At 68.7% G+C, this 14278-nt stretch carries 10 protein-coding genes; 8 read left to right on the top strand and 2 right to left on the bottom strand.

Annotated elements, in window-relative coordinates; translation table 11 throughout:
• The first annotated feature begins 13 nt into the window (after window positions 1-13).
• From ACYQ6W_RS01035 to ACYQ6W_RS01020, 4 genes are read left to right on the top strand one after another with little or no spacing between them, the layout of a single operon-like run.
• Complete coding sequence (locus ACYQ6W_RS01035) at window positions 14-2176, top strand: ATP-binding response regulator (protein WP_459673002.1); 2163 nt, start codon at window positions 14-16, stop codon at window positions 2174-2176.
• Window positions 2173-3243, top strand: a complete 1071-nt coding sequence (cheB, locus tag ACYQ6W_RS01030) for a chemotaxis-specific protein-glutamate methyltransferase CheB (protein ID WP_459673001.1) — start codon at window positions 2173-2175, stop codon at window positions 3241-3243. The genes ACYQ6W_RS01035 and cheB overlap by 4 nt, the downstream gene beginning before the upstream one ends.
• Window positions 3240-4997 carry a response regulator gene (locus ACYQ6W_RS01025; protein WP_459673000.1) on the top strand — a complete coding sequence of 586 codons (1758 nt, stop codon included), beginning with the start codon at window positions 3240-3242 and terminating at the stop codon, window positions 4995-4997. Before cheB ends, ACYQ6W_RS01025 begins: the two co-directional genes overlap by 4 nt.
• The gene (locus ACYQ6W_RS01020) at window positions 4994-6484 is read left to right on the top strand and encodes an ATP-binding response regulator (RefSeq protein ID WP_459672999.1); all 1491 of its coding nucleotides are present in this window, start codon (window positions 4994-4996) and stop codon (window positions 6482-6484) included. Before ACYQ6W_RS01025 ends, ACYQ6W_RS01020 begins: the two co-directional genes overlap by 4 nt.
• A gap of 51 nt (window positions 6485-6535) precedes the next feature.
• Here ACYQ6W_RS01020 and msrA read toward each other — a convergent pair whose 3' ends face one another.
• Entirely contained in the window at window positions 6536-7087 is a 552-nt protein-coding gene (gene msrA / locus ACYQ6W_RS01015) for a peptide-methionine (S)-S-oxide reductase MsrA (protein WP_459672998.1), read from the bottom strand.
• A gap of 92 nt (window positions 7088-7179) precedes the next feature.
• Here msrA and ACYQ6W_RS01010 point away from each other — a divergent pair, with 92 nt between their 5' ends.
• The 4 genes from ACYQ6W_RS01010 (at window position 7180) to ACYQ6W_RS00995 (ending at window position 12698) form a co-directional block, all read left to right on the top strand.
• Entirely contained in the window at window positions 7180-9471 is a 2292-nt protein-coding gene (locus ACYQ6W_RS01010; protein ID WP_459672997.1) for a D-tagatose-bisphosphate aldolase, class II, non-catalytic subunit, read from the top strand.
• An 83-nt stretch (window positions 9472-9554) separates the two neighbouring features.
• The gene (locus ACYQ6W_RS01005) at window positions 9555-10328 is read left to right on the top strand and encodes a ferredoxin--NADP reductase (protein WP_459672996.1); all 774 of its coding nucleotides are present in this window, start codon (window positions 9555-9557) and stop codon (window positions 10326-10328) included.
• A gap of 10 nt (window positions 10329-10338) precedes the next feature.
• Window positions 10339-11595 (top strand): MFS transporter, encoded by a 1257-nt coding sequence (locus ACYQ6W_RS01000; protein ID WP_459672995.1) that lies wholly within the window; start codon window positions 10339-10341, stop codon window positions 11593-11595.
• A gap of 65 nt (window positions 11596-11660) precedes the next feature.
• Window positions 11661-12698 (top strand): alcohol dehydrogenase catalytic domain-containing protein, encoded by a 1038-nt coding sequence (locus ACYQ6W_RS00995; protein ID WP_459672994.1) that lies wholly within the window; start codon window positions 11661-11663, stop codon window positions 12696-12698.
• A 9-nt stretch (window positions 12699-12707) separates the two neighbouring features.
• Here ACYQ6W_RS00995 and ACYQ6W_RS00990 read toward each other — a convergent pair whose 3' ends face one another.
• Window positions 12708-14276 carry a DHA2 family efflux MFS transporter permease subunit gene (locus tag ACYQ6W_RS00990; RefSeq protein WP_459672993.1) on the bottom strand — a complete coding sequence of 523 codons (1569 nt, stop codon included), beginning with the start codon at window positions 14274-14276 and terminating at the stop codon, window positions 12708-12710.
• Window positions 14277-14278: the final 2 nt, after the last annotated feature.

The raw sequence follows: 14278 nt of genomic DNA, 5'->3' as shown, positions 1-14278 counted from the left end.
GCGCGCCCACCCGATGCCGCCCCCCGCCCCTCCGCCCGATCTGCGCCAGGAGCTTCTGGCCGCCTTCGAGGTCGAATACCGCGATCATCTGACGGTGGTGCGCGCGGGTCTCGCTGCCGCGCGCCGGGGTGAGCGGGCCGATCTGCGGGACCTGTTCCGCCGCCTCCATTCGCTGAAAGGCGCCGCGCGCGCCGTGGATCTCGCAACCGTCGAGCAACTGGCCCACGCGCTGGAAGCGGAGATGACGAGCCTACTGGAGGCGGGAGCCGACCTGACCCGCGCGCAGATCGCCGCCATCGAAACCGGCCTCGATCGGGTGGAAGCCGCGATCGAAGCGGGGCTCGGGGGCGGCGAGGGAGCGGCCGAGGCTACCGCCGAGGCGGAGGAGCCGGCTCACGGCCATCTGCGCGTGGAGGCGGGGCAGATGACCGAACTGGTCATCGCGACGACGCGGCTCGCCCAGGTGATCGAGCGGCAGGAGGGGCTGAGCGGCCGCCTTGGCCGGGCGGAAGCCGCGATCCGTGCCGCCGGCCAGGCCTTGGACGAGGCTGCGCGGCAGGGCCATGGGACGGATCTCTCGCCAGCGCGAAACGGCTTGGCGGCGGCGGCGCGCGAGGCGGCCGGCCTCCGCCACGATCTGCGGGATTCCGCCTGGGCGCTGGGCGCGGCCTTCGACCGCTTGCGCGACGACGTCGACCGCATGAGCCTGGTACCGGCCGAGACCATCTTCGGCCCGATGATCCGCATGGTGCGCGAGATTGCCCGCGACGAAGGCGTGGAGGTCGAGCCCGAGTTTCTCGGCCTCGGCCTGGCTGCCGACCGGAGGGTGCTGCAGGCCCTGAAGGACCCGGTGCTGCAGGTTCTGCGCAACGCGGTCAGCCATGGCAGCGAGCCGCCGGCGCGGCGCCGGGCCCGTGGGCGGCCGAGGGCGACCCGCATCCTGCTGACGCTCGCGAGCGGCGGCGGCAACTTGACGGTAACCGTCGCCGATGACGGGCCGGGCCCAGATCTCGCCGCCATCCGCAAGCGCGGCCTCGAGCGCGGGCTGCTGACCCCCGAGGCGGCGGCGGGAGCAACGGCGGAGGCGCTGCTCGCGCTGGTCTTCGAGCCCGGCTTCTCCACCCGCGCCGATGTCGGCCAGCTTTCTGGACGCGGCATGGGCCTGTCCATCGTGGCGGAGGCGGCGCGGGCGCTGGGCGGGCAGGCGCGGATGCGTTTCGCCGGTACCCGCAGCGGCACCGGCACCGCGGTCGAGATCGTCGTGCCGCTGGCCGTGGCGCGGCAGAGCGCCGTGCTGCTCGGCTTCGCAGAGGTGACGGTCGCGGTGCCGGCCGCGGCCGTGCGCCGCCTGCTGCGCCTGCCGCTCTCGGCCATCGAGCCGGTGGACGGACGCATGGCGATCCGTCTGAGCCGCGGCACTCCCGCAGAGATCGCGCCGGTCGCCGTGCTTGGCTCGCTTCTCGGCATGGCGGCGCCGCATCTACCGGTGCGCGATGGCCATGTCCGCCTCGCCGTGATCGAGGCGGGCGCCGACCGGCAGCATCTCGCCCTCGCGGTCGAGCGGTTCGAGGAGGTGCGCACCTTTCTCTCGCACAAGCCGGAGATCGTGGGCGTCGACCCCGATCTGGTCGCAGGCCTCGTCATGGTGACGAGCGAGCGGCCGGCCGCCCTGCTGGCGCCCGAGGGGCTGATCGCCCGCTGGGCCCGCCTCGGCGGCTGGTCGGGCGAGACGCCGGCGGAGCCGACGGAAGGCCCGGCCGCCGTCCGCGGGCCGCACACCATCCTCGTCGTCGACGATTCGATTACGAGCCGGACCTTGGAGAAGTCGATTCTCGAAGCACATGGATACCGCGTGCTTGTCGCCGTGGACGGTGTGGAGGCGCTGGCCCTGCTGCGTCGCTACGGCAGGCGAGATGGGGATGATCGGGAAGGCGGCGTGGAGAGCGTCATTGACATGGTCCTGGCCGATGTCGACATGCCCCGGATGGATGGGTTCACCCTGCTGCGCGTGATGAAGGACGACCCGGCGCTGAGCGCCATACCCGTGATCATGATGACCTCGCGCGATGCGCCGGCCGAGGTGCGCCAGGGCCTGGAACTCGGCGCCAGCGCCTATATCGCCAAGCAGAGCTTCGACCAGCAGGACCTGCTGGGCACGATCGGGCGCCTGCTGTGAGTGACGCGGCCTCGGCTTTGGCGCCGCGCGTGCGCGTGATGGTGGTGGAGGATAGCCCCGTCGTTCAGCGGCTGCTCACCCTCATCATCGGCGCCGATCCGCGGCTCGAGGTCGCGGCCGTCTGCCCGAGCGGAGAGGCGGCGCTCGACGCTCTGGCGCGCGTCCGTCCGGACGTCATCTCCATGGACATCCGCCTGCCGGGGATCGACGGGCTGGAGACGACGCGGCTGATCATGTCCCGGCTGCCGACGCCCATCGTGGTTATCGCCGATGCGGTGGAAGACCGGTCCCTGCAGATTTCGATGAACGCCTTGCGGGCTGGCGCGCTGTCGGTGGTGGAAAAGCCGGCGGGCTTTGCCCATGCCGACCACGCGGCGATCGCCGACACCATCCGCACGCAGCTTTACATCATGAGCCAGGTGCCGGTGATCCGGCAGCGGCCTGCGGTCAGCCGGCCGCAGAGCCCGATGCAGCGGCCGGAGGGGCGGCGGCGCGCGCCGGCCATCGCCGCGATCGTCGCTTCGACCGGGGGACCCGCCGCGCTCGCCCGCGTGCTGGGCGGGTTGCCTGCGGATTTTCCGGTGCCCGTGCTCGTCGTCCAACATATGGGTGCGGCCTTCATGGCCGGTTTCGCTGCCTGGCTCGACGGCATCGTGCCGATGCGGGTTGGGATCGCCGCGGCCGGGCAGTCCCCGCAGGCGGGCCATGTCTACATCGCGCCGGGCGATCATCACTTGACGCTCAGCCCAGAGGGAACCTTGCAGCTCGACCGGACGGCGCCGGTGCAGAGCCAGCGTCCTTCCGGAACGGTGCTCTTCCGCTCGCTGGCCCAGGTCTGTGGCCCGCGCGCCGTGGGGGTACTGCTGACCGGCATGGGGGAGGATGGCGCCGAAGGCCTGCTGGCGATGCGCCGCGCGGGCGCGCTGACGCTGACCGAGGACGAGACCAGCGCCGTCGTCTATGGGATGCCGGCGGCGGCCGTCCGCCTCGGCGGCTCCACCTTGTCCTTGCCCGTGGACCGCATCGCCGATGCGCTACGCCGCGCGGTGGCCGAGGCCGTGCCATGAGCGAGAGCGAGGGGGTGCGAACCCATCACCTGCTGGTGGTGGAGGATTCAGAGACGCAGGCAGTGATGATCCGGCGCATGTTGGAGGCCGAGGGCTTCCACGTGGAGCGTGCGGCCTCGGCCGAAGCGGCACTGGACCGGCTGCATGCCCGGCTGCCCGATCTCATCATCGCCGACTTCCACCTGCCCGGCATGAGCGGCGGCGAACTGTCCCGCCAACTGCGACTGAATGCGCGCACCCGGTCCATTCCGCTGCTGATGCTGACGGAGGCGGCCGAGGCCGCGACCGAGCGGGAGGGGCTGGAGAGCGGGGCCGACGCCTATATCTCGAAATCCGTCGACCCGGACTTCATGATCCTGCGCATTCGCGCGCTGCTGCGGCAGCGGCCATCCTCCCAGCCGGAGGAGGTGGGCGCCGAGGCCGCCCACTTCCGGCGCATCCGTTTCCTCTTCATCGACGATCGCGATGCCAGCCGGGAGGAGTATCGCCTGGCCCTGACGCGCGACGGCTATATCGCCGAGCCGGCGCGCAACCTGGAGGAAGCGACCGAGATCCTGGCGCGGGCTGATGCGCCGGTCGATTGCGTCGTCCTCGCGGTGCCGGCGCAGGGCTACGACAGCGCGGAAGCCTGCCGCGTGCTCAACGCCCTGCGCAGCGAGGGTGCTGCGACGGGGGGCAGGGCGGCTTTCCTGCTCATCGCCGTCGAGCGGGATGGAGAGGTCGCCAAAGAACGACTGGCGCGCGCCTTCGACGCAGGACTCGACGAATTCATTCCGACCCTGCGCGATCCGGAGCTGCTGCGCGTGCGGCTGCGCGCCATCGTGCGCCGCAAGCTGATGCAGGACGAGCTGCACCAGGCCGAGGTGGAGCGGCGCGAACATGCGGTGACGCTGGAGCGCGCCCGCATGGCGGAGGCGCTGACCCAGGCCAATGCGGAGCTCGAGGCCGCCAACGAGAAGTTGATCGAGACCCAGGCGCGGCTGGTGCAGGCCGCGAAAATGGCCTCTCTCGGCGAACTCGTTGCTGGTATCGCCCACGAAATCAACAATCCGCTCGCCTTCATCCTGGCGCATCAGGCGACGGTGGAGCGCCTGCTGGCGAAGATCGGCCCGGATGACGTGACAAGCGAGGCGGCCCTGGGCTACATCGCCAAGGCGCGAGATCGGGCGACCGCGATGGGGGCAGGGCTCCGACGCATTGGCGATCTCGTGCTCAACCTCCGCCAGTTTTCGCGCTTGGACGAGGGCGGGTTCCAGCATGTCGCCGTGTTCGAATCGATCGACACGATCCTGACGCTGCTGGGGCCCAAGCTGGGGGACCGGGTGAGCGTGAGGCGCCGCTATGCGGGGGCCTCGACGCTCTGGTGTTCCCCAGCGCTCTTCAACCAGGTGGTGATGAACATCGTGAGCAACGCGGCCGATGCGATCGAGGGGCCGGGCCGGATCGACATCACGGCGGCGAGCGAAGGGGATGACTACGTCATCATGATCGAGGATTCGGGACCTGGCGTCCCGAAGGAATTGCAGGAACGGGTGTTCGAGCCTTTCTTCACGACGAAGCCGATCGGCACTGGCACGGGCCTCGGGCTCGCCATCGCCTATATGGTGGTGCAGGCTCACAAGGGCAGCATCGCCATCGGGCCGTCGGCGCTGGGCGGCGCGGCCTTCAAGATCACACTGCCGGTGCCGCATGACGGGACGCCTGCGCAGACGACCGAGACGGAGGCGACCCGGAGCCGGGCGCAGCAAGCATGACAGAGCCAACGCGCGGGACGATTCTGATCGTCGACGACGAGCCCGAGATTCTCACGGCGCTGCGGGACCTGCTGGAAGACGAATTCGACGTCTGGAGCGCGGTCTCTCCTTTCGCGGCACTCGACATCCTGGCCGACGAGCCCAGCATTTCCGTCATCGTGTCGGATCAACGGATGCCGGAAATGACCGGCGACGTCTTCCTCACGCGCGCGCGGGACATTTCGGATGCGCAAACCATCCTGCTGACCGGCTATGCCGATCTCGGCGCCGTGGTGAACGCCGTGAACAACGGCCGGATCTCGGCCTATATGCAGAAGCCCTGGGAGCCCGCGCTGCTGCTCAGCATGGTCGGCAATGCGCATGAGCAGTGCCAGCTGCGCCGCGGTCTCGCGGAAGAGCGGGCGCTGCTGCGCGGGCTGATGGATGGCAGCCAGGACGGCCTGTCCTTCAAGGATGCCGAAGGCCGGTTCGTCCGCCTCAATCACGTGAAGGCCGAGTCTCTCGGCCGCCCGCCCGAGGCGTGCCTGCGCCGGCGCGAGCAGGATCTCGTGCCCATGGGCGAGGCGGGCGAGGCGTTGGCGCAGGCCGAGGCGGAAGCCTTCGCCGCCGGCCGCGCGACCGAGCGGCTGGAGGAACGGCCCGGCCTGTCCTCACCCCGTTTCGTGCAGGTGGCGCGCGTGCCCATCCCGGGGCCCGACGGACGCCCGCGCTACCTCGCCGTGCTCGAGCATGATGTGACGGACCGCCGCGTGATGGAAAACCGCCTGCATCAGGCGGAGAAGATGCAGGCCCTCGGCACCATGGCCGGCGGCGTCGCGCATGACTTCAACAATCTGCTGACGGCGATTCTCGGCAGCTTGGAACTGGCACTCCGCCGGAACGACGGCGACACGCGGCTGCAGCGCCTGCTGGAAAACGCGACCACGGCGGCTGAGCGCGGTACCACGCTGACGCAGCGGCTGCTCACCTTCAGCCGGCAGCGCGATCTCGCACTCCGCTCCGTCGATGCCAATCAGGTGATCCACGAGATGGAGGACCTGCTGATCCGCAGCATTGGCCCGAGCATCGCAATCGCCGAGGATCTGGCGCCCGACCTCTGGCTCGCCCATGTCGATCCAGACCAGCTTGAACTCGCCCTGCTCAACCTCTGCATCAACGCACGGGACGCGATGGAGGGCGAGGGGACCATTACGCTCCTCACCCGCAATCTTCCCGCGGTGGAGGAAGAGGCGCTGGACGTGCCGCCCGGCGATTACGTGCTGGTCGCTGTGCGGGACACGGGGCCTGGCATCGCGCCGGACGTCATCGCCCGCGTCTTCGAGCCCTTCTTCACCACGAAGCCCGTGGGCAAGGGCACCGGCCTCGGCCTTTCGATGGTGTATGGCCTGGCCCAGCAGGCTGGCGGTCTCGCCCGCGTGCTGTGCCCCGAGGGGGGCGGCACGACGGTCGAGATCATCCTGCCGCGCGCCCCGGAAGGGGCGGCGTGACGGGGTGCAGGGTTGGCCTGGGCCTACCCTGCGGGTGCATCCGTTCCGGTCTCAGGCGGCGGGTGAGGTCTTCTTCAACCGGTCGATGAATTCCTTGCGCATCTTCGCGACCTTGGGCGCGATGATGACGCGGCAATAGCCGGCATTCGGATTCCGGGCGAAATAGTCGTCGTGATAGTCCTCGGCCGGATAGAAGGTGCCGAGCGGCTCGATAGTGGTGACGATCGGCGCACCCCAGACGCCGCGTGCGTCGATCTCGGCCATCACGGCGCGCGCGGTCGCGGCTTCTTCTTCGGTCGCGGGCATGATGGTGGAGCGATACTGGGTGCCGACGTCGTTGCCCTGGCGGTTCAGCGTGGTCGGGTCGTGCGTCGCGAAGAAGACGCGCAGCAGATCGGCATAGGAAATGACGGAGGGATCATAGGTGACGGCGATCACCTCGGCATGGCCGGTGCGGCCGGTGCACACCGCCTCATAGGTCGGGTTCGGCACATGGCCGCCGGCATAGCCGGATTTGACGGACTGGACGCCTTCCAGCTCGTCGAAGACCGCCTCGGTGCACCAGAAGCACCCGCCGCCGAGGATGGCCGTTGCCATTGTCATCTTTGTCTCCACTTTTGACCAGATTTCGAGTTCGGCATATCGGCATCGTGACGCGGCCAATAAAGAGGCCGTGTAGCACAGAGGAAGGCGGCATGGCATTGGCAGAGGGCACGGCGGAGCCGGGCGGAATCGTCACGATCGGCGAGATCCTGGCGGAAATCGTGGCGACCGACCCTGGCATCGGCTTCCGGGAGCCGGTCAATCTCGTCGGGCCATTCCCCAGCGGCGCACCCGCCATCTTCATCGATCAGGTCGGCAAGCTCGGCTTTCCCTGCGGCATCATCAGCGCGGTCGGCCAGGATGATTTCGCCTGGGTGAACGTCGAGCGGCTGCGGCGGGATGGCGTGGACGTGAGCGCCATCGCGGTCGATCCGACGCACGCGACCGGCAGCGCTTTCGTCCGCTACCGCCCGAACGGCGACCGCGACTTCGTCTACAACATCCGGCACAGCGCCTGCGGCGAGACCCGGCTGACGGAGGCGGCGCTCGCCATGCTGCGTCGCGCGAGCCACCTGCACGTCATGGGGTCCTCGCTCGCCTCCCCGCGCATCGTCGAGGAGACGAAGGCGGCCATCGCCATCATCAAGAGCCAGGGCGGCACCGTTTCTTTCGATCCCAACATTCGCAAGGAAATCCTCGATGCGCCGGGCATGCGCGAGGCGCTGCTGGAGATGCTGCATCTCTGCGACATCTTCATGCCCTCCGGCCACGAGCTGACCATGCTCACCGAGCAGAAGAATGAGGGCGGGGCGATCGCCGAAATCCTCGGCCTTGGCGTTTCCGCCATCGTCATCAAGCAGGGCGACAAGGGCGCGAGCTATCATGACGGGCGCGAGAATCGCCGCGTGCCCGCTTTTCCGGTGACGGAAGTGGACCCGACGGGTGCGGGAGACTGCTTCGGCGGCACCTTCATCACCTGCCGCCTGCAGGGACGCAGCGTTTCCGAGTGCCTGCGCTATGCGGCGGCCGCCGGCGCCCTGGCTGTGACCCGGCAGGGACCGATGGAAGGCACGGCGAGCTTCGCCGAGCTGGATGCCTTCATCCTGTCCCAGCGCCGCGGAGAGACCGTGAGCGTCACCGCCCCGGCCACCGTGCCGACGGGCGCCGATCTGCTGGCGGCCCTGGCGCCCGCGCGCGCCGCAGGCCGTCCCTTCGGCATTACCTCGGTCTGCTCGGCCCATCCCCTGGTGATCGAGGCGGCCTTCCTGCAGGCACTGGAAGACGGGACGACGGCGCTGGTGGAGGCGACCTGCAACCAAGTGAACCACCACGGCGGCTATACCGGCATGACGCCGGCCGATTTCACTGCCTTCGTCTACGCCATTGCCGAGAGGGTCGGGCTGCCCAAGGCCCGCATCATCCTCGGCGGCGACCATCTCGGCCCCAACCCGTGGAAGAAGCTGCCGGCCGAGGAGGCGATGGCGGAAGCCGAGCTGATGGTCTCGGCCTTCGTGCGCGCCGGCTTTCTCAAGCTTCATCTCGATTGCAGCATGGGCTGCGCGGGCGAACCCGCGGCGCTGCCGGATGCGCTGGTGGCGGAACGGGCGGCGCGCCTGGCCGAGGTCGCCGAGCGGCTCGCGGCCGAGGTCGGCTCGCGGCCCTATTACGTCATCGGCACGGAAGTGCCGACGCCGGGCGGCGCGCTGGAAGCGACTCCCGAGACCGAGGTGACCGATCCGGAAGCACCGCTCGCGACCTACGCCGTGCATCGGGACATCTTCCGCGAGAAGGGCCTGGGCCAGGCGCTCAACCGCGTCGTCGCCCTCGTGGTGCAGCCGGGCGTGGAACACGGCAACGAGACGGTCATGCGCTATTCCTCGGCCGCCGCCGCCGAGCTGACCGCGGCGCTCGACCATCTGCCCGGCCTGATCTTCGAGGCGCATGCGACGGATTACCAGACGCCGCAGGCGCTCGCCGCCCTGGTGCGGGACGGTTTCCCCATCCTCAAGGTGGGCCCGGGCCTGACCTTCGCCCTGCGAGAAGCGCTCTATGGCCTGGACGAAATCGCGGCCGTGCTGGTGCCCGAGATCGATCCGGAGGTGGAGAGCCTGCCCGCGGTGATGGAACGGGTGATGACGCTGAACCCGGAGCACTGGAAATCCCACTACCACGGCCCGGCCTCGCAGCTGCGTATCCAGCGGCACTTCAGCTACTCGGACCGCATCCGCTATTATTGGCCGGAGCCGGAAGCGCAGACGGCCGTGGCGCGGCTCTTCTCCCGGCTCGACGGCGTGACCATTCCGGAGCCGCTGATCAGCCAGTTCCTGCCCCGGCTCTACGAGCGCGTGGCGACGGGCGCGCTGGCGCCTTCGGCACGGGTGATGGCGGTGGAGGCGGTGCGGGACGTGCTGCGGGCCTACGCCGCCGCCTGCCGTCCGAAATAGCTGCGCTGCAACATAAGGACTTGGCCGGGCAGGGCGCCCGGTCATATCTATGCGAACGAGTTTAGGACAGAGGCGGAGTACGGATGTCGGCCTTCAATACGGAGACGGTCACCAGCGTCCATCACTGGACCGACCGGTTGTTCAGTTTCCAGACCACGCGGGACCCGTCCTTCCGTTTCCTGAACGGCCAGTTCACGATGATCGGCCTCGAGGTCGACGGCAAGCCGCTGATGCGCGCGTACAGCCTCGCCTCCGCCAATTACGAGGAAGGGCTGGAATTCCTGTCCATCAAGGTGCCGGACGGGCCGCTGACCTCCCGCCTTCAGAACATCCGCGAGGGCGACACCATCCTCGTCGGTCGCAAGCCCGTGGGCACTCTGGTCGCCGACAGCCTGCTGCCGGGCAAGACGCTTTACCTCATCGGCACCGGCACCGGCCTCGCGCCCTTCATGGCGATCATCAAGGACCCGGAGATCTACGAGCGCTTCGAACACGTCGTGCTCTGCCACGGCGTGCGCCAGGTGGCCGAACTCGCCTATGCCGACTACATCGAGAACCAGCTTCCGAAGGATGAGCTGATCGGCGAGATCGTCGCCGGAAAGCTGCTCTACTACCCGACGGTGACGCGCGAGCCCTTCCGTAACCGTGGACGTCTGACCGACCTCATCGCCCAGGGCACCATTCCGCAGGATCTCGGCCTGCCACCGATCAGCACTGCCGAAGACCGCTTCATGCTCTGCGGCAGTCCCGAGTTGCTGGTTGATATGACCGCCTGGCTGCGCGGCCAGGGCTTCGAGGAAGGCAGCCACGCCAAGCCCGCGGAATTCGTGGTCGAGAAGGCCTTCGTCGAGAAGTAGGCCGCCAGGGATGCGGCGCGGGGCACCTCCGGGCCCGGCCTCCGGCGCCGGGGGGCCTGGCGGCACGCCCGAGAAGATCCAGCACGGCACCCGGGCCTTCCTGCTGACGCAGATCGCCCTCGCCACCGCCGGCTTCTCCACCTTCGCGCTGCTCTATTCCATCCAGCCGCTGCTGCCGGTCTTTTCGCAGCACTTCCATCTGACGGAAGCCCAGTCCAGCCTCTCGCTCTCGATGACCAGCGGCTTGATGGCCGTCTGCATGCTGGTGGCGAGCACCGTGTCCGAGACGGTCGGGCGTAAGCCCGTGATGGTCGCCTCCGTCGTCGCCTCCTCCGTGCTGATGATCCTCTCCGCCCTGGTGCCGGAATGGTGGCAGTTCCTCGCGGTGCGCGCGCTGATGGGCGTGACGCTGAGCGGCCTGCCGGCGGTCGCCATGGCCTATGTCGCCGAGGAGATCCACCCGCGCTCCACCGGTCTCTCCATGGGCCTCTATATCGGGGGCAATGCCTTCGGCGGCATGGTGGGACGGCTGGCCATCGGCGTCCTCGTCGGCCATCTTGGCTGGCGGGGTTCGGTGCTCCTCATCGGCGTCGCCTCGCTCCTCGGCAACCTCACCTTCTGGCGCATCCTGCCGCCGTCGCGCTTCTTCGTCCCGCGCCGCTTCTCGCTCCAGGCGCTCGGCAACGCCTTCCTGTCCCACCTGCAGGACCGGGCCCTGGTGATGCTCTTTGCCGAGGGCTTCCTGCTGATGGGCGGCTTCATCACCATCTACAACTACCTCGGCTACCGGCTGCTGGCGCCGCCCTTCGCGCTGAGCCAGGCCGAGGTCGGCCTCATCTTCTCCTGCTACCTCATTGGCATCTTCAGCTCGGCCTGGATGGGCAATATCGGCAATCGCCTCGGCCGCCGCCGCGTCCTGTGGGTCGGCTTCGTCATCATGCTGCTGGGCACGGCGCTGACGGAGACGCGGAGCGTCGCCCTCATCCTCCTCGGGGTCGCGCTCGTCACTTTCGGCTTCTTCGGCGCGCATTCCATCGCCAGCGGCTGGGTGGGCATGCGGGCGCGCCATGCCAAGGCGCAGGCCTCGTCCCTCTACCTCTTCTTCTACTACCTCGGCGCCAGTGTGGTCGGCACGACCGGCGGGGTCTTCATGAACCGCTGGGCCTGGCCCGGCGTGACGGGCCTGACGACGGCGCTGATCCTGATCGGCCTTTTCCTCTCCTGGCGCTTGAGCCGGATGCCGCCGCTGAGCCCGGCCGGCGGCTGAGAGGCCATTGCCGCCTGGCCCGAACCGCTTCACTCTTGCCCGCTCTACTCGCGAAAGGAACGGGCATGGCCGAGACGATGAACCGCGCAGTGATGCGGGCGATGGGGCAGCCGCTGGAACTCGGCTGCGACGCCATTCCCGCGCCGGGACCGGGCGAGGTTCTCATCCGCGTCGCCGCCTGCGGCGTTTGCCATTCCGATCTGCATATCGTGGACGGTGACTGGGGCCAGCCGCCCAAGCTGCCGCTCATTCCCGGCCATGAGGTGGTGGGTGAGATCGTGGCGCAGGGGCCCGGGGTGCACGGCCCCGCGGTGGGTGCGACGGTCGGCGTCGCCTGGAACGGCGGCGCCTGCGGCCATTGCCGGGCCTGCCTGGAAGGCGAGGAGACGATCTGTGCCGAGGCCGAAGGCACGGGGTTCAGCCGGGACGGCGGCTATGCCGAGTATATCGTCGCACGGGCCGCCTTCGTGGTGGAGCTTCCGAAGGATATCGACCTCGCGCGCTTCGCCCCCGTGCTCTGCGCCGGCGTCACCACCTATCGCGGGCTGAAGCGCGCCGGGCTGAAGCCGGGCGCCTTCGTTGCCGTCATCGGCTGCGGCGGCTTGGGCCAAATGGCCGTCCAATATGCCCGCGCCATGGGCTATCGACCGATCGCCGTGGACCTCGATCCGGCGAAGCTGGAACTTGCGGCCCGCCTCGGCGCCGTGGCGACCCTGCAAGCCGGCGCGGGCGACGTGCCGCAGCAGCTTCAGGCGATCGCCGGGGAAGCGGGTCTCCGCGCGGCCGTCGTCGTGGCGCCCGCACCCGCTGCCTTCGCCCAGGCGATCGAAGCCATCTCGCCCGGCGGTGCGGTGATCTTCATCGCGCTCCCCGCCAAGGACCGCGACACGCTGCCTGTCTCCATCTCCGTCCTCGCCAATTTCGAGAAGCGGCTGATCGGCTCCAACGTCGGCACGCGCGCCGATCTGCTGGAGGCGGTGGAACTGGCGCTTACCGCCGGTATCCTTGCGGATGTCGAGACCCTGCCACTGGCCGAGGCCAATGCGGCGCTGGGCCGGCTGCGCCAGGGCCGTGTCACCGGCCGGCTGGTGCTGACGGCCTGAACCGCGTCCTCAATCCATCGCCACGTGCGCCTCGCCGGGGTCCGCCTTCTTCGGCTGGGCCTTCGGCTTGCGCATTAGCAGGAGCAGGAACAGGCAGGGCACCGAACTGAGCATCAGCGCCTTGAAGCTGTCGCCGTAGCCGATGATGCTCGCCTGCCGGTCGATGATCTGGTTCATCATGGCAGCGCCATGCGGTGTCGTCGGCGCGATCATCGCGAGACTGTCCGAGGTGAAGACATGCGCGAAGGGCTTGACCAGATAGCTCAGCACCGCGTGCTCGTACTGGCTCATCTGGCTGACGATCGCGGAACTGACCGAGGTGCCGATCGCCATGCCGATGTTGCGGGTCAGGCTCATGGCGGCGGCGCCGTCCCCGCGTAGCGCGGGGTTCAGGGTCGCGAAGGCGATGAGCTGCAGCGGCATGAAGACCAGGCCAAGGCCCGCGCCCTGCACGATGATGGTGGTGAGAATCCAGGCGCTCGACACGTCGGGCGTCCAGAGCGTCATCCAGTAGAGCGACAGGATGAGCAGCACGATGCCGAGGAGCATCTGCAAGCGCACGTCGATCTTGGTGCCGATCCGGCCGCAGACCATCATCGCGGCCATGGTGCCGAAGCCCCGCGGCGCCATCTCGAGCCCGGCCGAGCGGACGGAATAGCCGGAGAGCTTTTGCAGATAGGGGGCGAGGAGCGCCGAGCTCGAGAGCAGCACGAGCCCGACCAGGAACATCATCAGGATCGCGCTCAGCATGTTGCGGTCGGTGAAGATGCCCTTCGGCAGCAGCGGCTTGTCCGAGGTCAGCATATGGACGGTGAAGAGATAGAAGCCGAGGCCGGCGATGATGGCCTCGGTGATGATCTCGTTCGAGCCAAACCAGTCCTTGGTCTCGCCGCGGTCAAGGGCGAGCTGTAGGCCGGTCAACGCGATCGCGAGGATGGCGAAGCCGGTCCAGTCGAAGCGCGGCACCGGCCGGTCGTCGTCCTTCGACATGAAGAAGATGATGCCGAGGATGGCAACGATGCCGAAGGGCAGGTTGACGAAGAAAACGTAGCGCCAGTCATAGAGATCAGTGAGGTAGCCGCCGAGCGTCGGGCCGAGGATCGGCCCCAGCATCACACCCATGCCCCAGATGGACATGGCGGGGCCGCGCTTCTCCAGCGGATAGATGTTCAGCAGCGTCGATTGCGACAGCGGCACCAGGGCCGCGCCGAAGACGCCTTGGAGAAAGCGAAACAGCACGATTTCGGTGAGCGAACTCGCGATGCCACAGAGCATGGAGGTGACCGTGAAGCCGATCAGACTGACCAGCAGCACGTTCTTGCTGCCGAAGCGCGCGCTCATCCAGCCGACCGGCGCCGTCATGATGGCGGCGGCGACGACGTAGGAGGTCAGCACCCAGTTGATCTGGTCGGAATTCGCCGAGAGTGACCCCTGCATATAGGGCAGGGCGACGTTCGCGATGGTGCTGTCGAGCGCCTGCATCAGCGTCGCCAGCATCACGCAGATGGTGACGATGGTGCGCGTCATCGGCGTGATGCGCTCATGCAGCGGCAGGCTTGAGGCGGTGGTCGCGGACATGG

The sequence above is a fragment of the Acidisoma sp. 7E03 genome (assembly GCF_054665075.1).
This window is presented reverse-complemented; position numbering and strand designations above follow the sequence as displayed.

What these genes read in the sequence shown, in the direction of transcription:
- ACYQ6W_RS01035 (WP_459673002.1), top strand. Translation starts at nt 14, where the DNA reads ATGCCGCCCCCCGCCCCTCCGCCCGATCTGCGCCAGGAGCTTCTGGCC.
- ACYQ6W_RS01025 (WP_459673000.1), top strand. Translation starts at nt 3,240, where the DNA reads ATGAGCGAGAGCGAGGGGGTGCGAACCCATCACCTGCTGGTGGTGGAG.
- ACYQ6W_RS01020 (WP_459672999.1), top strand. Translation starts at nt 4,994, where the DNA reads ATGACAGAGCCAACGCGCGGGACGATTCTGATCGTCGACGACGAGCCC.
- msrA (WP_459672998.1), bottom strand. Translation starts at nt 7,087, where the DNA reads ATGACAATGGCAACGGCCATCCTCGGCGGCGGGTGCTTCTGGTGCACC.
- ACYQ6W_RS01010 (WP_459672997.1), top strand. Translation starts at nt 7,180, where the DNA reads ATGGCATTGGCAGAGGGCACGGCGGAGCCGGGCGGAATCGTCACGATC.
- ACYQ6W_RS01005 (WP_459672996.1), top strand. Translation starts at nt 9,555, where the DNA reads ATGTCGGCCTTCAATACGGAGACGGTCACCAGCGTCCATCACTGGACC.
- ACYQ6W_RS01000 (WP_459672995.1), top strand. Translation starts at nt 10,339, where the DNA reads ATGCGGCGCGGGGCACCTCCGGGCCCGGCCTCCGGCGCCGGGGGGCCT.
- ACYQ6W_RS00995 (WP_459672994.1), top strand. Translation starts at nt 11,661, where the DNA reads ATGGCCGAGACGATGAACCGCGCAGTGATGCGGGCGATGGGGCAGCCG.
- ACYQ6W_RS00990 (WP_459672993.1), bottom strand. Translation starts at nt 14,276, where the DNA reads ATGTCCGCGACCACCGCCTCAAGCCTGCCGCTGCATGAGCGCATCACG.